The organism is Streptomyces puniciscabiei (assembly GCF_006715785.1).
In the GTDB taxonomy this organism is placed as follows: domain Bacteria; phylum Actinomycetota; class Actinomycetes; order Streptomycetales; family Streptomycetaceae; genus Streptomyces; species Streptomyces puniciscabiei.
The window spans coordinates 24,276-42,098 of sequence record NZ_VFNX01000003.1; the positions used below are offsets into that span (position 1 = coordinate 24,276).

Annotated in this window: 18 protein-coding genes; 12 read left to right on the forward strand and 6 right to left on the reverse strand. The window is 72.2% G+C overall.

Features of this window, described 5'->3' with window-relative positions; translation table 11 throughout:
- The first annotated feature begins 15 nt into the window (after nucleotides 1-15).
- Nucleotides 16-438 (forward strand): cupin domain-containing protein, encoded by a 423-nt coding sequence (locus FB563_RS35910; RefSeq protein WP_055705699.1) that lies wholly within the window; start codon nucleotides 16-18, stop codon nucleotides 436-438.
- 188 nt (nucleotides 439-626) lie between these two features.
- Nucleotides 627-1,073, forward strand: a complete 447-nt coding sequence (locus tag FB563_RS35915) for a type II toxin-antitoxin system PemK/MazF family toxin (protein ID WP_055705700.1) — start codon at nucleotides 627-629, stop codon at nucleotides 1,071-1,073.
- Here the strand turns inward: FB563_RS35915 and FB563_RS35920 are convergent.
- The gene (locus FB563_RS35920; protein WP_055705701.1) at nucleotides 1,058-1,915 is read right to left on the reverse strand and encodes a TIGR02452 family protein; all 858 of its coding nucleotides are present in this window, start codon (nucleotides 1,913-1,915) and stop codon (nucleotides 1,058-1,060) included. The two genes, FB563_RS35915 and FB563_RS35920, sit on opposite strands and share 16 nt — an antisense overlap.
- A 277-nt stretch (nucleotides 1,916-2,192) precedes the next feature.
- Here FB563_RS35920 and egtA point away from each other — a divergent pair, with 277 nt between their 5' ends.
- The 4 genes from egtA to egtD are packed head-to-tail and all read left to right on the forward strand — an operon-like array spanning nucleotide 2,193 to nucleotide 6,632.
- A complete protein-coding gene (gene egtA / locus FB563_RS35925) occupies nucleotides 2,193-3,527 on the forward strand; it encodes an ergothioneine biosynthesis glutamate--cysteine ligase EgtA (protein WP_055705702.1) in 1,335 nt (444 codons plus the stop codon).
- Nucleotides 3,524-4,861, forward strand: coding sequence for an ergothioneine biosynthesis protein EgtB (egtB, locus tag FB563_RS35930; protein ID WP_055705703.1), 1,338 nt, complete (start codon nucleotides 3,524-3,526; stop codon nucleotides 4,859-4,861). Before egtA ends, egtB begins: the two co-directional genes overlap by 4 nt.
- Nucleotides 4,861-5,676 carry an ergothioneine biosynthesis protein EgtC gene (gene egtC, locus FB563_RS35935; protein WP_055705704.1) on the forward strand — a complete coding sequence of 272 codons (816 nt, stop codon included), beginning with the start codon at nucleotides 4,861-4,863 and terminating at the stop codon, nucleotides 5,674-5,676. The genes egtB and egtC overlap by 1 nt, the downstream gene beginning before the upstream one ends.
- Nucleotides 5,673-6,632, forward strand: a complete 960-nt coding sequence (gene egtD, locus FB563_RS35940; RefSeq protein WP_055705705.1) for an L-histidine N(alpha)-methyltransferase — start codon at nucleotides 5,673-5,675, stop codon at nucleotides 6,630-6,632. Before egtC ends, egtD begins: the two co-directional genes overlap by 4 nt.
- Before the next feature lie 66 nt (nucleotides 6,633-6,698).
- Here egtD and FB563_RS43620 read toward each other — a convergent pair whose 3' ends face one another.
- Both FB563_RS43620 and FB563_RS35950 read right to left on the reverse strand, forming a co-directional pair.
- Nucleotides 6,699-7,139, reverse strand: a complete 441-nt coding sequence (locus FB563_RS43620) for a hypothetical protein (RefSeq protein ID WP_208766332.1) — start codon at nucleotides 7,137-7,139, stop codon at nucleotides 6,699-6,701.
- A gap of 717 nt (nucleotides 7,140-7,856) precedes the next feature.
- Nucleotides 7,857-8,441, reverse strand: a complete 585-nt coding sequence (locus tag FB563_RS35950) for a TetR/AcrR family transcriptional regulator (protein ID WP_234357705.1) — start codon at nucleotides 8,439-8,441, stop codon at nucleotides 7,857-7,859.
- A gap of 161 nt (nucleotides 8,442-8,602) precedes the next feature.
- Between FB563_RS35950 and FB563_RS35955 the strand changes: the two genes are divergently transcribed.
- Together FB563_RS35955 and FB563_RS35960 are read left to right on the forward strand one after the other, a co-directional pair.
- Nucleotides 8,603-9,562, forward strand: coding sequence for an SDR family NAD(P)-dependent oxidoreductase (locus FB563_RS35955; RefSeq protein WP_055705707.1), 960 nt, complete (start codon nucleotides 8,603-8,605; stop codon nucleotides 9,560-9,562).
- Between the two features lie 121 nt (nucleotides 9,563-9,683).
- Nucleotides 9,684-10,376, forward strand: a complete 693-nt coding sequence (locus tag FB563_RS35960; RefSeq protein WP_055705708.1) for an SDR family NAD(P)-dependent oxidoreductase — start codon at nucleotides 9,684-9,686, stop codon at nucleotides 10,374-10,376.
- Between the two features lie 22 nt (nucleotides 10,377-10,398).
- Here the strand turns inward: FB563_RS35960 and FB563_RS35965 are convergent, their stop codons facing one another.
- Both FB563_RS35965 and FB563_RS35970 read right to left on the reverse strand, forming a co-directional pair.
- Nucleotides 10,399-11,433: an alpha/beta fold hydrolase gene (locus FB563_RS35965; RefSeq protein ID WP_055705727.1), complete on the reverse strand. Its 1,035-nt coding sequence runs from the start codon at nucleotides 11,431-11,433 to the stop codon at nucleotides 10,399-10,401.
- A gap of 462 nt (nucleotides 11,434-11,895) precedes the next feature.
- Entirely contained in the window at nucleotides 11,896-13,149 is a 1,254-nt protein-coding gene (locus FB563_RS35970) for an extracellular solute-binding protein (protein WP_055705709.1), read from the reverse strand.
- Between the two features lie 180 nt (nucleotides 13,150-13,329).
- Between FB563_RS35970 and FB563_RS35975 the strand changes: the two genes are divergently transcribed.
- Nucleotides 13,330-13,542, forward strand: a complete 213-nt coding sequence (locus FB563_RS35975; protein ID WP_055705710.1) for a dodecin — start codon at nucleotides 13,330-13,332, stop codon at nucleotides 13,540-13,542.
- A gap of 22 nt (nucleotides 13,543-13,564) precedes the next feature.
- Here FB563_RS35975 and FB563_RS35980 read toward each other — a convergent pair whose 3' ends face one another.
- Nucleotides 13,565-14,056, reverse strand: coding sequence for a phosphatase domain-containing protein (locus FB563_RS35980; protein ID WP_055705711.1), 492 nt, complete (start codon nucleotides 14,054-14,056; stop codon nucleotides 13,565-13,567).
- Nucleotides 14,057-14,121: 65 nt separating this feature from the next.
- Here FB563_RS35980 and FB563_RS35985 point away from each other — a divergent pair, with 65 nt between their 5' ends.
- From FB563_RS35985 to FB563_RS35995, 3 genes are all read left to right on the forward strand, one after another.
- Nucleotides 14,122-15,129 carry an LLM class flavin-dependent oxidoreductase gene (locus tag FB563_RS35985; protein WP_055705712.1) on the forward strand — a complete coding sequence of 336 codons (1,008 nt, stop codon included), beginning with the start codon at nucleotides 14,122-14,124 and terminating at the stop codon, nucleotides 15,127-15,129.
- Between the two features lie 104 nt (nucleotides 15,130-15,233).
- A complete protein-coding gene (locus FB563_RS35990) occupies nucleotides 15,234-15,428 on the forward strand; it encodes an antitoxin (protein WP_055705713.1) in 195 nt (64 codons plus the stop codon).
- A 28-nt stretch (nucleotides 15,429-15,456) separates the two neighbouring features.
- Nucleotides 15,457-17,796, forward strand: coding sequence for an ATP-binding cassette domain-containing protein (locus FB563_RS35995; protein WP_055705714.1), 2,340 nt, complete (start codon nucleotides 15,457-15,459; stop codon nucleotides 17,794-17,796).
- Nucleotides 17,797-17,823: the final 27 nt, after the last annotated feature.

A 17,823-nucleotide genomic window follows, 5' to 3' on the forward strand; every position in this document is an offset into this window, starting at 1 on the left:
CGAGGGGGACACCAGATGACGTCGCGTTCCGCGACCGGCACCGGGCCGGCCGGCCGCACCGCGCGCGAGGCGGACGAGGCACGGGTGCTGTGCGACACCCGGGCCCTGGCCGAGTCTCCGCCGCTGCCGGGCGGAGTGCTGTGGAAGCTCGCCGAGAGCGGACGGCAGCTGGACGCCAACGTGGTCCGGCTCGCCCCCGGCGACCGGATCACGGCGCACACCGAGACACAGCTGGATGTGATGCTCCTGGTCGTGTCCGGGGACGGCGTGCTCGGCGCGGGCCCCGCCGACGAGCCGCGGCCCCTCACGGAGGGCGCCCTGGCCTGGCTGCCGCACGGCGCACCGCGCAGCATCACCGCCGGGGAGACGGGCCTGACCTATGTGACCGTGCATCCGCGCCGCCCGGGAATGCGGATCGGCACCCGCCCCGGCACCTGACACGGGCTGCACCGGACTGCACCGGCCCGCGCCTTCCAGGGCCGTGGGCCACCAGGTCTTCATCGCATCCCCGCCGTCCACGGCCCGGCCACCACGTCCTCACCGGCCGTCGCGGTACGGCCGCCTCGACAACGCCCCCATGGCAGGCACCCCTTGCACCCCGGGAGCCGCCCATTAGGGTGCCCCCCGTGACCACGTTTACCGATGAGAACGTCCCCGGCCGCTACGGCCCCCACGCGACCTCCGAGGCCGACCCGCGCGCGGTCGGCCGGGTGCGCACCGAGTACTCCCCGGCCCACGACGGCGACCCGGACCCCGGCGAAATCGTGTGGACCTGGGTGCCGTTCGAGGAGAACGACGGCCGGGGCAAGGACCGCCCGGTGCTGGTCGTCGCCCGGGAGGCCACCGGCACGCTGCTGGCCGTACAGCTGTCCAGCAAGCGACACGACGGCGACCGGGAGTGGGTCGCGATCGGCAGTGGGCCGTGGGACCGGTCGGGCCGGGACTCATGGGTGGACGTGGACCGCGTGCTGCGGCTCCACGAGGAGGGCATGCGCCGGGAGGCGTGCGCGCTGGACCGGATGCGCTTCAACCTCGTCCGGCAGCGGCTGCACGAGCGCTACGGCTGGACCTGACCCGCGCACGGGGCGCCGGTCGCGGTCGGGAACGCCTTGACGAACGCCTCCCGCACCGCCGTCCCCGGTGTCCTGTCCAGGATCCCGAACACCACGTGCTCGAACGTCCCGGCGAACCGGCCGCCGGGCCCGAGCAGGGCCCGGAACGCGCCCGCGACCTGCGCCGGTTCGTTCCGGAACACCCCGCAGCCCCAGGCGCCGAGCACCAGGCGGCCGTAGCCGTGGGCGGCGGCCGTCTCCAGGACGCGCTCGGCCCGTACGGCGAGCGCGCCCGGCAGCTCGGCGGCCCGCTGCGGTTCCGTGCGCCGTACGACGCCCGCGTTGGGGGCGGCGGCGGTCAGGAAGCCCGCGGGGTACGGCTCGGCCAGCAGCCGGCCCCGGTCGTCGCGGAAGACCGGCACGGCCGGGGAGTGGATCACCCGGTCCGTGTAGAAGGGGTCGCGGTGGGCCCGGTGGTGGTCGTAGAAGGGGCGGGCCGTCAGCAGGCAGGTGTACAGCGCGGAGGCGCGGCACAGGGCCTCCTCCTGCGCCTGGGCGCCATTGAGATAGCCGCCGCCGGGGTTGCGCGCGGAGGCGAAGTTCAGGACGGCTACCGGGGCACCGGCCAGTCGGCGGGCGGCCTCCAGGCTGCTCTCCCCGGTGACCTCGAAGACGGTGCCGACGGCCGGCCCGGAACCCGGTTCCGGGACGGGGACCGGTTCCGGACCGAACATCCGCGTACCGGCCCGCGCGGCCTCGATCTGCGCCGCGAGGGACGCCTCGCGGCCGTCCGGCGCGCGATACCGGCCCGCGGCCACGATCGCTTCCGTCTCCGCGGCGATCCCGCGCAGGCGCGCGCTCATGGCGCCACCCCCGTGGGCGCCGTGTCCGCGGCCTGCGCGGTCTCCCCCGTCGTGCTCATGCACGCATCCTGGGTGATGCTGGTGATGCGGTGCAACGGAGTTTCCCGCCCCGGAACGGTCCGGAGAACGCATACGGAAACGGAGATGACCGAACCGGAACGTACCTAGGGGCACCCTTGTGCGAATCGGCTCGAGGGTCTTGGGTGGAACGCGCGCCTGACCGACCCCACGTCCGAACGGGGCCGGTGGCATGGTGGAATCTCAGGAGGATCCCGACATGTCCGATTCACAGAGCGACGGTGGCGACTGTAAGCACCACCGCACCGCCGTCGCCGAAGCCGAGGTGGAGGCCCTGGTCCGGGGCATCTGCTTCAAGACCGGGCCGCCCCGCGCGCTCGGTGTCGAACTGGAGTGGCTCGTCCATGAGCTGCGCACGCCGCAGCTCCCCGTGACACCCGAACGACTCCAAGCGGTGTACGCCGCGCTGCGGGCCCTGCCCCTGCGCTCGCCGCTCACCGTGGAGCCCGGCGGCCAGCTGGAGCTGAGCTCGCCGCCCGCCGCCTCCCTGATGGAGTGCATCGGCACCGTCTCCGCCGACCTCGCCACCGTCCGCGCCGTCCTCGCCGAGGAGGGCCTCGGTCTGGTCGGCATCGGCCACGACCCGTGGCACACACCCCGCCGGTTCCTGCACGAGCCGCGCTACGACGCGATGGAGGCCTGCCTGGACCGCACCGGTCCGGCCGGCCGGCACATGATGTGCGCCTCCGCCTCCGTGCAGGTCTGCGTGGACGCCGGCCACGAGGAGCCGGGCCCGCTCGGGTACCGGCGCCGCTGGTGGCTGGCCCATCAGCTGGGGGCGGTCCTGGTGGCCGCGTTCGCCAACTCCCCGCTGATCGGCCGCGAGCCCACGGGCTGGCGGTCCAGCCGGCAGCTGATGTGGATGGAGATCGGTGCCGGGCGCGCGGGCGCTCCCCCGCTGGACGGCGAGCCGCGCGCCGCCTGGGCCCGGCACGTGCTCGACTCCCCGGTGATGTGTGTGCGCCGGGACAGCGGGCCGTGGGAGGTGCCCGAGGGGCTCACCTTCCGGGAGTGGACCCGTTCCCGCTCGCCCCGGCCGCCCACCCGGGCGGACCTGGACTACCACCTGACCACGCTGTTCCCGCCGGTCCGGCCGCGGGGCCACCTGGAGCTGCGGATGATCGACGCGCAGCCTGGCGACGACGGCTGGATCGTGCCGCTCGCGGTGACGGCGGCGCTGTTCGACGACCCGGCGGCCGCCGAGACGGCGTACCGGAGCGTCAAGCGCCTCGCGGAACGGGCCCTGAACCTGCCCGCCCCGCACAATCCGCTGTGGACCGACGCGGCCCGGCTGGGTCTCGCCGACCCGGAGCTGCGCGAGGTCGCCGCCGTGTGTTTCGCGGCGGCGCTCCAGGCCCTGCCCCGGCTCGGCGCCACCGCCGAGGTGACCGGCGCGGTGGCCGCGTATCTGGACCGCTATGTCGCCCGGGGCCGCTGCCCGGCCGACGACCTGCTGGACCGGCCGGCGGGCAGGGACCTGCCCCCGCACCGGCCCGGCCGCACCGCCCACGGGAGGAAGGACATCCGCACATGAGGGCCCCCGAGACCGACACCGCGACGACCGAGGCGGACACCGAGACGCTGCGCGAGCGGGTGCTGGCCTCCCTCACCGCCGCCCGGGACCGCACCACGCTGCTGACCACCTGCGTCGAGGAGCCCGATCTCACCGCCCAGCACTCGCCGTTGATGTCCCCGCTGGTGTGGGACCTCGCGCACATCGGCAACCAGGAGGAGCTGTGGCTGCTCCGGGCGGTCGGCGGCCGGGACGCCATGCGGCCCGAGCTCGACAGCCTGTACGACGCCTTCGAGCACCCGCGGGCCGAGCGGCCCTCACTGCCGCTGCTGCCGCCCGCCGAGGCCCGGCACTACGCGGCCGAGGTGCGCGGACGGGTCATGGACCTGCTGGCGGGCGCGGACTTCCACGGCACCCGGCTGACCGAGGCGGGATTCGCCTTCGGGATGATCGCCCAGCACGAACAGCAGCACGACGAGACGATGCTGATCACCCATCAGCTCAGGAAGGGCCCGCAGGCCCTGACGGCTCCGGACCCGGCGCCGGCCCCGCTGTTCACCGGACCGGCCGAAGTCCTCGTACCCGGCGGGCCGTTCATGATGGGAACCTCGGCCGAGCCGTGGGCGCTGGACAACGAACGCCCGGCGCACGCCCGGGAGGTGGCACCCTTCTGGATCGACACCACGCCGGTGACGAACGCGGCGTACCAGGCGTTCATCGAGGACGGCGGCTACGACACCGAGCGCTGGTGGACCCCGGAGGGCTGGGCGCACATCAAGCAGCACGCGATCACCGCGCCGCTGTTCTGGCGCCGGGACGGCGACCACTGGCTGCGGCGCCGCTTCGGGCTCACCGAGGCCGTCCCGCCCGACGAGCCGGTGCTGCACGTGTGCTGGTACGAGGCCGACGCCTACGCCCGCTGGGCCGGGCGGCGGCTGCCCACCGAGGCGGAGTGGGAGAAGGCCGCCCGGCACGACCCGGCCACCGGCCGCTCGATGCGCTACCCGTGGGGCGACGCGGACCCGGCCCCGGAGCACGCCAACCTGGGCCAGCGGCACCTGCGGCCCGCACCCGCGGGCAGCTATCCCGCCGGTGAATCACCGCTCGGCGTACGCCAGTTGATCGGTGACGTGTGGGAGTGGACGGCGAGCGACTTCCTGCCGTACCCGGGCTTCCGGGCCTTCCCGTACAAGGAGTACTCGGAGGTGTTCTTCGGCTCCGACTACAAGGTGCTGCGCGGCGGCTCGTTCGCCGTGGACCCGGTGGCCTGCCGGGGGACGTTCCGCAACTGGGACCACCCGATCCGGCGGCAGATCTTCTCCGGGTTCCGCACCGCCCGCTCGGAGGCCGTCTGATGTGCCGTCATCTGGCCTATGTGGGGCCCGAGGAGCCGCTCGGCCGGCTTCTGCTGGAGCCGGAGCACAGCCTGGTGCGCCAGTCGTGGGCGCCCCGGCGGCAGCGCTACGGGACGGTCAACGCCGATGGCTTCGGGGTCGGCTGGTACGCCCAGGACGACCCTCTCCCGGCACGCTACCGGCGAGCCGGGCCGATCTGGGCGGACCTGTCCTTCGCGGACCTGGCGCGGGTGGTGCGCTCCGGCTGCGTGCTGGCCGCCGTACGGGACGCGACGCTCGCGGGCGCCGACGCCGAGGCCGCAGCGGCGCCCTTCGCCTCCGGCCGGTGGCTGTTCAGCCACAACGGCGCCCTCGCGGGCTGGCCCGACTCGGTGGCCCCGCTGGTGTCCGCCCTGCCCCCGGTCGAGCTGCTGTCGCTGCAGGCCCGTACCGACTCGGCGTTCGTGTGGGCGCTGGTCCTGCACCGGCTGCGCTCCGGCGACGAGCCGGAGCAGGCCCTCGGCGAAACGGTTCTCCGGCTGGCCGGGGCGGCCCCGGCCTCGCGGCTGAACCTGCTGCTGACGGACGGCACGACGATCGCCGCCACCGCCTGGGGGGACACCCTCTGGTACCGCACGGAGCCCGGCCGGAGCACGGTCGTCGCCTCCGAGCCCTACGACGACGACCCCCTCTGGCAGGAGGTCCCCGACCGCACCGTGCTCACCGCGAGCCGCGCCGGCGTGCTGCTCGCACCGCTGGAGGATCCGGCGTCCTCCCCCACTCTCGACTCCGCTCGAGCGGGGGGACACCCGTCAACGAAGGAGCCCTGTACGTGAGCCCCCTGCACGTCACCCGCACACTCCCCGAGGACGCGACGGAGGCCGCGCTGCGCGCCGACGTCCTGAGCGGCCTCACCGTCACCCCCAAGTGGCTGCCGCCCAAGTGGTTCTACGACGCCCGCGGCAGCGAGCTGTTCGAGCGGATCACCGAGCTGCCCGAGTACTACCCCACGCGCGCCGAGCGGGAGATCCTCGCCGGCCGGTCCGGCGAGATCGCCGCGGCGAGCGGTGCCCGCACGCTGGTCGAACTCGGCTCGGGCTCCTCGGAGAAGACCCGCCATCTCCTCGACGCGCTCTCGCCCGTGTCATACGTCCCCGTCGACGTCAGCGAGAGCGCCCTCACCCAGGCCGGGCAGGCGCTCGTCGCGGAGCGCCCGGACCTCGACGTCCATGCGCTGATCGCGGACTTCACCGCCCCGCTGGCCCTGCCCGCGACGCCCGGCCCCCGGCTGGTGGCCTTCCTCGGCGGCACGATCGGCAATCTGCTGCCCGCCGAACGGGCCGGCTTCCTGGCCTCCGTACGCTCCCTGCTCGCTCCCGGCGACGGGCTGCTGCTCGGCACGGACCTGGTCAAGGACGAGCGGGTGCTGGTCCGGGCGTACGACGACACGGCCGGGGTGACGGCCGCGTTCAACAAGAACGTGCTGGCCGTCGTCAACCGTGAACTGGACGCCGACTTCGACCCGGACGCCTTCGACCACGTGGCGCTGTGGGACGCCGAGCGCGAGTGGATCGAGATGCGGCTGCGCTCCCGTGTCGCGCAGACCGTGAAGGTGCCCGCGCTGGACCTGGCCGTGGACTTCGCGGCCGGCGAGGAGCTGCGCACCGAGGTGTCCGCCAAGTTCCGGAAGGAGGGCGTGACCCGGGAACTGTCTGGTGCGGGGCTCGAGTTGACCCACTGGTGGACGGACGCGCAGGGCCGCTTCGCGCTGTCGCTGAGCGTGGCTCGGTGAGTGTGGGGGCCGCCTGCCCGTGCGCCGCGCCCTCGGCCACGGGGGCGGCCCCCACAGTGTGCCGTTCTATGTCCGGCCGACCATGGCGGCGGGCCGGACGATGCGGTCGAAGTCCGCGGCGCTGATGTAACCGGAAGCCAGTGCAGCGGAACGCAGGGTGTCGATCTGGTCGCGGTTGAGCTCGGTGCCCTCGATGCAGTACTCGCGCATCTTGGTGCAGGCGTCGGCGAGGATGGTCGCCGCGTGCAGGAAGTTGTTGATGACGACCGGGCGCATGGCGTTGAGTTCGAAGTTGCCCTGGGTGCCGGCGAAGGCGATGGCCTCGTCCTCTTCGGGACGGCCGCTCGCCGACGCGCGCGGCCCGGCGGGCCCACCCCACACATCGACGGGGACGTCATCAGTGCCGGAGTATGAATTCAGGCTGACGACTGGCCGACGGGGCGCGCGACTTCGCTCTTCGTCGCGTCGGAGGACCAGCACCGCCACATCGTCGTGGTGGTCCACCACGGACGCGGCATCGAGAACGAGGTCCGCGGTCGCGCCTCGGCGTCCAGCAGGCCGCGCAGTGCTTGCGCGGCCGTCCGGCCCGCTCCGGTCCGGCGGCGGGCGACAGGCGCGGGCCCTCGGCGACACCGGCGGTGACGGCAGCCGCGCACCTCGTAGCCACCGTCGCCGTGTGCGGGCAGCAGCGACAGACGGCCGGCGCCGGTGACCCTTTTGGCTGCGGTCTGCAGGCCCGGCAGGTGCTCGGGCACCGAGCAGGTCTCCGACCGGGTTGAGGGGAAAGATCGGCATCGCGAGGTCATGGCCGTACCGGGACACAGTGACGTCCTGAGCCGGGCGGCGGACGTATTCCTCCCGATGCGGAAGCTGCTGCGCCTTGCCGGTGCGGATGGCCTCGGAGAGGGCGCTCGGCGCACCGACAGGCCCTGCACGGCGTCGGCCCGCTCCGGCGGGATCCCGCCATCGAAGGAAAGGCGAAGCCGCCCTTCGTCGACCAACACCGGTGAGCTGGTCGGCGGCCCACGCCAAAGCAGGCTGGAGCCGCCGGGCCCGAGCGCGCGAGCCGTCGCGGCGACTCCCGGTCGACCGGGTGGAGTCGTCGGACCACCCGGTCCGACGGCACCGAGGCCGCCGAGACTGCGCAGGTCGTTTTCCGCGTTCAGGGGCGCACACCGACTGACCACTGGTCCGCCCGGCGTCACGGCAGTCGTGTGGCTCGCGTCAGCTCGTCACGACGCCGTACAGGAGCAGGTCGATGAGTCTGGTGGCCAGGTCGCGTCGTTCCTCGCTGGCGGCCATGAGGCTGATTCCGCCGAGGGCCATCAGCACGTCCTGCGCCTCGACCCCTGGCCGTGCCACCGACTGCCCCTCCGCGGCGCCGAGCAGATGGGCGATGGCGGCGGCGAGCAGCGACCGGGTGTGCGTCTTCTCGCTCTCGTCGGTGAGGACCACGGCCAGCGCGTCGGCCATGCCCTGCTTGGCGGCCATGAAGTCGATGAAGCGCTCCATCCAGGTCCGCAGCGCGTCCACCGGTGACTGTGTGGCGGTGAGGTGCTGTGCCGCCTCGCACAGGAGCTGCACTTCTTGCCGGTAGATCGCCTCGATCAGCAGCTCCTTGGAGGGGAACCGGCGGTAGAGAGTGCCGACGCCGACACCTGCCGCACGGGCGATGTCCTTGACCGACGCACTCGCTCCCTCACGGGCGAACGCGGCCGCTGCCGCCTCCAGCAGCCGGTCCTCATTGCGTTGCGCGTCGGCGCGCAGCGGCCTGCTGGACCGCGCCGGGCCCCCCTCGATGCCGGTCACCGCCGACTCCCTTCCTCGTCACCCTTGCAACCGGAACCGGTTCCGCTTAATCTCGGAGAGGTAACCGGAACCAGTTCCGGATATGAGGGTACGACACCCCCTGGCTGTGCGCCATCGGACGCGCCCTCGCCTCCCGACCCCGTCGCCTTCCTGGAGAACCCATGACCGACAGCCTCCTCACGACCCCGTTCGGGTCGCAGACCACCGCCGCCGAGGTACTGGCAGGCATCGACCTCAGCGGCCGGCGCGCCATCGTCACCGGGGGCGCTTCCGGCATCGGACAGGAAACCGCCCGAGTCCTGGCCGCCGCCGGCGCCGAGGTGACCATCGGCGTCCGCGACCTGGCCACGGGCATGCGGGTCGCGGAGGAGATCGCACCGGCAAACGGTCGGGGAACGGTCGACGCCGCGCCGCTCGACCTCGCCGACCAGAAATCGGTGCACGCCTTCGTGGCGGCATGGCGAGGGCCGCTGCACATCCTGGTCCTCAACGCCGGCGTGATGGCCTCCCCGCTGGAACGGACGAAGGAGGGCTGGGAAATGCAGTTCGCCACCAACCACCTCGGCCACTTCGCCCTCGCCACCGGCCTGCACAGCGCCCTGACAGCAGCCCACGGTGCACGCGTGGTCGCCGTCAGCTCGGTCGGCCACGTCAACGGCGGCGTGATCTTCGACGACATCAGCTTCGAGCAGCGCCCCTACGACCCGTGGGCTGCCTACAGCCAGTCCAAGACCGCCAACGTCCTGTTCGCGGTCGAGGCGGGCCGCCGCTGGGCAACCGACCTCATCGCCGTCAACGCCCTCAACCCGGGCCGCATCACCAGCACCCGGCTCGGCCGCCACATCGGGGACATCTCCAACAGCCCGGCCTCGTTCGACCCCACCAGCACCGACGTGTCCTGGAAGAACATCGAGCAGGGCGCCGCGACCTCGGTGCTGCTCGCCGCCTCTCCGTTGGCCGAGGGCGTAACCGGCCGGTACTTCGAGGACTGCAACGAGGCCGGCCCGCACCGGCCCGGTGTGCGCCGGGGAGTCGCCGCCCACGCGGTGGACCTGCACAACGCCGCCCGCCTGTGGCAGATCTCCCTCGACATGCTCGCGGCCGCCTCCACGGCCGCCTGACGGAACCGTCCACCACCATCAGCCGCGAGCCCGCAACGGGCACCGCGCGGCCGCCTCCGCGTTGCCGCCCTCACGCCTTCCCACCCCAGCTTCGATCTCGATCCAGATCAAGGAGACAGTCATGTCCGCACGTCTGCAGAACACCGTTGCCCTGGTGACCGGCGCCAGCAGCGGCATCGGCGAGGCAACCGTCCTGAGCCTCGCCGCCGAGGGCGGGGCGGCCCTCGTGGCGGAGGCCGACATCACGGAGCGGCAACAGGCGACGGCCGCCGTGGAGCGTGTGGCGGTCGAACTCGGTCGCCTGGACATCCTCGTCAACAACGCGGGTGTGGGCATGCCCGGACCGGTCCTGAACGCGCCGGCTCAGGAATGGGAGCGCATGCTGACGGTGAACCTCCAGGGCCTGCTCCATGTCACCCACGCGGCGCTGCCGCACCTGCTGCGCGCGGCGCAGGACTCGCCCCGCCGGGTCGCGGACCTGGTCAACATCAGCTCCACCGCGGGGCGTGTGGCCCGGCCGGGCACGGCGGTCTACAGCATGACCAAGTTTGGTGTGAACGGGTTCACCGAGGCCCTGCGCCAGGAGGTCATGCGGCAACGCCTGCGCGTGAGCGTGGTCGAACCCGGGACGGTGGACACCGAGTTCGTCACGCACTCGCGAGACGAGATCAGAGCGTCGCTGGACCAGCAGCCGGCCGGGATGGAGATGCTGCGCCCCGAGGACATCGCGGACACGGTCGCCTTCGTCGTCACGCGCGACCGCCGGGTGTCCGTCAACAAGGTCCTCGTCCGCGCTTCCGAGCAGACCTGGTAGGTCCCTCGCGGCGCCGCACCGGTCAGAACCCGTCGACCTCCACGACAGCCGCCGCGAACCCCTGCGGGTCCTCCTGCGGAACGTTGTGCCCCACGTCCAGGGTCCGGTGCGCGTACGTGCCTGCGAACTTCTTGCGATACGCGGACCCGTTCCCCGGAGGGGTGAACGGATCGTGCGCTCCGTCGATGGTGATCGTCGGCACCTTGATGACCGGCGCCGCGGCCAGACGCCTTTCCAGCTCGTCATACCGCGGCTGACCCTTCGCGAGCCCAAGGCGCCAGCGGTAGTTGTCGATCACGATACTGACGTAATCGGGGTTGCTGAATGCCGCTGCGGTCCGATCGAAGGTCGCTTCGTCGAAGTTCCAGGTCGGAGAGTTGAACTTCCAGACGAGTTTGGCCAGATCGCGCCGGTACTCCTGGAGGCCGAGTACGCCTCTTTCGGTGGAGAAGTAGTACTGATACCACCACGCCCATTCACTCTTCGGTGGCGTCGGTATCTTGTTGGCTTCGACATTCACAATGAGATAGCCGGTCACCGAGATCAGCGCTTTGCAGCGCTCCGGCCAGAGGGCCGCAATGATGTCGCCCGTTCGCGATCCCCAGTCGTACCCGGCGAGAATGGCCTTGTCGATCTTCAAGGCGTCCATCAGCGCGACGATGTCGACGGCGAACGCCGACTGTTGTGCGTTCCTGGGCGTTTTGCTCGACAGGAATCGCGTGGTGCCATGGCCGCGCAGATAAGGGACGATCACACGGTACCCCTTGGCTGCGAGCAACGGCGTGACCGCCTCGTAGCTGTGAATGTCGTAGGGCCAGCCGTGCATGAGCAGGACCGCCTGCCCATGGGTCGGTCCGGCTTCGACGTACCCCACGTCGAGTTCCCCGGCGTGGATCTGCTTCACCGGACCAAAGGATGTCCGCTTCGCAGGATCGACCCCGGGATGAGCCATATGCTCTGGCGATTCCGACTGCGCCTGCGCACTGTCCCCCATGCCGAACTGGGCCGTCACAGCACTTGCGGCTGCGGCTCCAAGGAATTGACGACGGCTATGCATGGATCCGCGCATTTCCATCGCTGAATCTCCCTGTTCGAGGAGGGCGCCGGCAGGCCACGGACGGCGTGACCCCGAGGGCGTGGGCCGGCAATCACATGTGTCTCATCTCCGTGGTCGAGGACCTTCACGGGTGGGCCCTCACGCCGCTTCGCTCCTCTGCCATGCAACACTCGTGTGGCTGACGGCGCAACGTGACGATCCAGGTACGCATTGCTCCATCCGGGCGATTCCAGCGGTCGCCCCGGCGTGCATGCGACATAGCGCGTACGCGCGCACCGGCCCACCACCTGGCTGCTCAACTCCTGGTCATGTCGGTCCGGTTCACCGCCATCGGCGCGGACCTCACGCCGCGCGTCATGGCCCTGGACGCGGACACGCGCCCCGGCTGACGATCGATCCCGCGCGCACCGGGGCTCCTCGCAGACCGCGGTCGACACCGTGCCCGTGCCCGTCTGCGACGGCTCAGACGTCCGGCGTGAGTTCCTCGGTGATCCTCGCGGAGGCCCGGCGGGCCTCCGTCGCCGGGTCCGCGCCCTGGAGCACCCGGGTCATGTACCCCTTGATCGGGTTGTCGGACTCGACGTCGGCCCACTGAGGGGTGCTGGGGGTCGCCCGGCCGTGTGCCGCGCCCGCGGCCATGGCGGCGACCCCCTCCTCGCCCGCGACCGCGCCCGCCAGGGTGCTCTTGTTGGGCACGTAGTTCATGGTGCGGGCGAGTTCGGTGTCCCACTTGGCGCCGACGAGCGCCCCGACGACCGCGGTCGCGGCGAACTGGTCCCTGGTGTTCTCCGGGACGACGAGGTCGGAGCCGCCGGTGAAGACGGTGCCGGGCCGCGCGGCGGTCTTGCCGGGCACCGGGAAGTATCCAAGCTCGCCCCGCAGATCGGGGTTCTGCCGCACGATCGACTGGGCGAGCCCCGGTACGGCGATGATCTGCGCCACCCTGCCGCCGGCGAACACCCGGGCCTGGGGCGGGTGTTCCTCGTCGGCGCCGACCGGGCCCCGGCCCAGCGCCTGCAGCCGCCGGTAGAAGTCCATGCCGCGCAGCGCGGCGGGGGTGTCGAGGGCGCCCTCCCACTTGTAGTCCTTCTGCCGGGCGAGGTCGCCGCCCTCGTCCCAGATGAACCCCGAGAGGGTGTACCAGTCCTGGCCGGCCAGGTAAATTCCCTGGTTGCCGCGGGAGTTCAGCCTCTCGGTGTCGGCGAGCCACTCCTCGCGGGTCTTCGGCACCCGGGTGATGCCGGCCGCCTCGAACAGGTCCTTGCGGTAGATGACGACGCGGTTGGCCGCGTACCAGGGGATGCCGTACTGCGCGTTGCCGTCCTTGCCGGGCTGGGCGAGGGCAGGCAGCCAGGTGTCCTTGCCCCAGTCGCGCATCGACTCCAGCGTGAGGTCGGCGAGCTTGCCGCCGTCGGCGTACAGCGGCACCTGGGTGTTGCCGACCTCGATGACATCGGGTCCGTGGCCGGAGTCGTCCTTCAGCGCCGTGCGGACCTTGTCGACGATGCCGGTCCATTGCTGGATGCGGATGTCGAGGCGCAGGTCCTTGTGGGTGCGCTCGAAGTCCTCGGTGAAGCGCTGGAGGAACTCCCTGGAAGCGCTGTCCTTCATCAGCCACACGGTGACCGTCTTGCGTTCGTGGCCGCCCGGGAGCACCCCGCACGCGCTCACGAGGGAACCGGTGACACAGACGAGGGCGAGCAGGCGACGTCTCACGAGGGGTCCTGTTCTGTCTGGCGGGGATGCGGACAGGTGTGGGGGCCCGGCGTGGGGGACGAGCGGTACCGCTCGTACGGGTGTGCTGGATTTTGGTATGGACCAATGCGGAGGTCAAGGGGCGGCCGTGGCGGGGATGGGGCACGGTGGAGTACGGCGTGACACGAGAGGAGCACCCTCATGACGAACCACACCTACCGGGTCACCGAGATCGTCGGCACGTCGCACGAGGGCATCGACCAGGCCATCCGCAACGGCATCGCCCGCGCCGACCAGACACTGCGCAACCTGGACTGGTTCGAGGTCACCCAGGTCCGCGGCCAGATCGAGAACGGACGGATCGAGCACTACCAGGTGGGGCTGAAGGTGGGCTTCCGCATCGAGGACACCTGACGGGCGCAGGCCCGTTCGCGGCTCAGGTGCGGCCCTCCCGCTCCTGAGCCTCCTGGAGCGCCGCGGACTTCGCGGCCCAGCGGGCGCGTACGACGGTGAACCCGGCGCGCTCGGCGTCCTCGCAGACCAGTTCGTCGTCGTCGACGAGGACACGGATCTCACGGTCCTGGGCCAGCCCGCGCAGGATCTCCAGCTTGGTGAACCGGGCGGGCCTGCGGTCGGCGTTGCGCCGCATGTACAGGCGCCCCTCGGGCAATCCGTGGGCCGCGAGCCAGTCCAGCGTGTCGCGCCGGCAGCGCTCGGGGCGGCCGGTGAGATACAGCACCTCGCACTCGCGGGCGCTCTCCACGGCGAGCGCGATGCCCTCGGCGAGGGGCGGGTCCGCGGGCGCGGCGGCGAAGAACGCGGCCCAGTCCTTCGGCCGTACCTCCAGGAAGTGCTGCCGGTGCGCGGTGTCGGCCAGGGTGTTGTCCAGGTCGAACACGGCGAGCGGGCGGCTGCTGCTGTCGGTCACGGAGCCACCTTAGCCAGGAGCCGGCGAGCCAGGAATTCCGGGCTCGCCAGGGCGTTGAACCTTCTGTGAGCAGCACAGTGATCGCCCGGACCCGCGTCTCCGTCCTCGACCGTTCCCGCACCCGCGAGGGGCATCCGCCCGCCGAGGCGCTGCGGGACACCGTCGCACTGGCGCGGGAGGCGGAGGCGCTCGGCTATCACCGTTTCTGGGTGTCGGAGCACCACGGGGTGCCCGGTGTCGCGGGTTCCGCGCCGACCGTGCTGGCCGCCGCGGTCGCCTCGGCCACCCGGACGATCCGGGTCGGCACCGGCGGCGTGATGCTGCCCAACCACCAACCGCTCGTCGTCGCCGAGCAGTTCGGCGTCCTGGAGTCCCTGTTCCCCGGCCGGATCGACATGGGGCTCGGGCGTTCGGTCGGCTTCACCGACGGGGTGCGCAAGGCTCTCGGCCGGGACCGGGAGGTCGCCGAGGACTTCGCGGCCCAGCTGGGCGAGCTGCTGGGCTGGTTCGAGGGCGGCTCGCCGACCGGGGTGCGGGCACGTCCCGCCGAAGGGCTGCGGGTGCCGCCGTTCGTGCTGGCCATGGGCGAGGGCGCGCGGATCGCGGCACGTGCCGGAGTGCCGATGGTGGTCGGCGATCTGCGCGGCCGGGAGAGGATGCTGCGCGGCATCGACCAGTACCGCTCCCTGTTCCGCCCCTCCCGCTGGGCGTCGGAGCCGTATGTCGTGATCTCCGGGACGGTCGCGGTCGCCGGCACCGAGGAGGAGGCGCGGCGGCTGCTCGCCCCCGAGGCCTGGTCCATGGCCTACTCACGCACCCACGGCACCTTTCCGCCGCTCGCCCCGGCCGAGGAGATCGAGGCCCGCCCGATGACCGCGAAGGAGCGCGACTTCTACGAGGCCTCGCTCGCCGGGCACATCGCCGGCACCGAGGACCAGGTCGCACACGAGCTGGAGACGGTGCTGAAGGAGACGGGGGCCGACGAGGTGCTGGTGACCACCAGCACCTACGACCGTACGGCCCTGCTGGACTCCCACCGGCGGCTCGCCGCGCTGTTCGCACCGGGCCGCTGAGGCGGGGCGGCTCAAGGCCCCACGGCCCCGCGGCCCCGAGATGCGGACCCGGCCGGGGCCGGTGACCCTGGGAGGGGAAGCCGCGAGCGACGAGGAGGGCTGCCATGTCCTTCATGGACAAGATCAAGGGCATGCTCAAGGGCCATGAGGGCATGGCCGACAAGGGCATCGACAAGGGCGGCGACTACATCGACCAGCGGACCGGGAACACGTACCAGTCGCAGGTCGACGCCGGGCAGGACAAGCTGAGGGACGAGTTCGGCACCCGGCCGAACCGGGACAACCCGCCGCAGTCGTAGCGCACGGGGGCGGATAGAGTGTCCCCCCATGCACAGCCCGCACGAGCCGTACGACCCCTGCGTCCGGGTCCGTGGCGCCCGTGAGCACAACCTCAAGGGCGTCGACGTGGACATCCCGCGGGACGTACTGGCCGTGTTCACCGGCGTGTCCGGATCGGGCAAGTCCTCCCTGGCGTTCGGCACGATCTACGCCGAGGCACAGCGGCGGTACTTCGAGTCGGTCGCGCCATATGCGCGCCGGCTGATCCACCAGGTCGGGGCGCCCCGGGTCGGCGAGATCACCGGGCTGCCGCCCGCGGTCTCGCTGCAGCAGCGCCGGGCGGCCCCCACCTCGCGTTCCTCGGTGGGCACGGTCACCCATCTCTCCAACTCCCTGCGCATGCTGTTCTCCCGGGCCGGGGACTACCCGCCGGGCGCCCAGCGGCTCGATTCGGACGCGTTCTCGCCGAACACGGCGGCCGGTGCCTGCCCGGAGTGCCACGGCCTGGGGCAGGTGCACGACACCACGGAGGAGTTGCTGGTCCCGGATCCCGCGCTGTCCGTCCGTGAGGGCGCGATCGCCGCCTGGCCGGGTGCCTGGCAGGGCAAGAACCTGCGCGACATCCTCGATGCGCTCGGCCACGACGTGGACCGGCCCTGGCGCGAGCTGCCCGCGCAGGCGCGGGAGTGGATCCTGTTCACCGACGAGCAGCCCGTCGTCACCGTGCACCCCGTCCGGGACGCCGACCGCATCCAACGGCCGTACCAGGGCACGTACATGAGCGCCCGCCGGTATGTGCTCAAGACGTTCTCCGAGACCAGGTCGGCGTCGCTGCGGGCGAAGGCGGAACGGTTCCTCACCAGCGCGCCCTGCGCGGTGTGCGGGGGCAGCCGGCTGCGGCCGGAGGCGCTGGCCGTGACCTTCGACGGCCGGACCATCGCCGAACTCGCCGCGCTGCCGCTGACCGACCTGGCGGCGCTGCCGGCCGGCCGCACCGAGACCGCACGGGTCCTCACCGAGGACCTGAAGTCCCGGATCGCGCCGGTCGTCGAACTGGGCCTCGGCTATCTCAGCCTCGACCGCTCCACGCCCACCCTGTCGGCGGGCGAGCTGCAACGGCTGCGCCTCGCCACACAGTTGCGCTCCGGGCTGTTCGGCGTCGTCTACGTCCTGGACGAGCCGTCCGCCGGACTGCACCCGGCGGACACCGAGGCGCTGCTGACCGTGCTGGCCCGGCTGAAGGCAGCGGGCAACTCGGTGTTCGTGGTCGAGCATCACCTGGAGGTGGTGCGCGGCGCCGACTGGCTGGTGGACGTGGGCCCCGGCGCGGGCGAGCACGGCGGCCGCGTGCTGTACAGCGGGCCGCCGGCCGAGCTGGCGTCGGTCGAGGAGTCGGCCACAGCGGCCTTCCTCTTCGACGAGTCACCGGGGCCCGCCCGTGAAGTGCGCTCCCCACGCGGCTGGTTGACGGTGGGCCCGGTGACCCGGCACAACCTGCGCGCGGTGACGGCCGAGTTCCCGCTCGGCGCGTTCACCGCCGTCACCGGGGTCTCCGGTTCCGGAAAGTCCACGCTGATCGGCGAGTTGACGGAGGACCTGACGGGCGTGGACCGGCTGGTCCGGGTCGACCAGAGGCCGATCGGGCGCACCCCGCGCTCCAACCTGGCCACCTACACCGGCTTGTTCGACGTCGTACGCAAGGTGTTCGCAGGCACCGAGGAGGCGCGGGCCCGCGGGTACGGCGTCGGCCGGTTCTCCTTCAACGTGTCCGGTGGGCGCTGCGAGACCTGCCAGGGCGAGGGCTTCGTCAGCGTCGAGCTGCTGTTCCTGCCGAGCACCTACGCACCCTGCCCGGGCTGCGGCGGGGCCCGCTACAACCCCGAGACCCTGGAGGTCACCTACCGGAAGCGCACTATCGCCGAGGTGCTCGATCTGACGGTGGAGGCCGCGGCGGAGTTCTTCGCCGACATCCCGGCCGCCGCGCGCAGTCTCGGCACACTCCTCGACGTCGGCCTGGGCTATCTGCGGCTCGGGCAGCCGGCGACCGAGCTGTCCGGCGGTGAGGCGCAGCGGATCAAGCTGGCGAGCGAGCTGCAGCGCGGCCGGCGCGGCCACACCCTCTACCTGCTGGACGAGCCCACCACCGGGCTCCACCCGGCCGACGTGGAGGTACTGATGGACCGCCTGCACGGGCTGGTCGACGCCGGGCACACCGTCGTCGTGGTCGAGCACGACATGACCGTGGTCGCGGGCGCCGACTGGGTCATCGACCTGGGCCCCGGCGGCGGCGACCGGGGCGGCCGCATCGTGGCGTCCGGCCCGCCGGAACGGGTGGCGCGTGCGGCGGGCAGTGCGACGGCGCCTTATCTGGCGCGGGTGATGCCCTGAGACCGGACAGGGCGCCAGCGGGTGGCG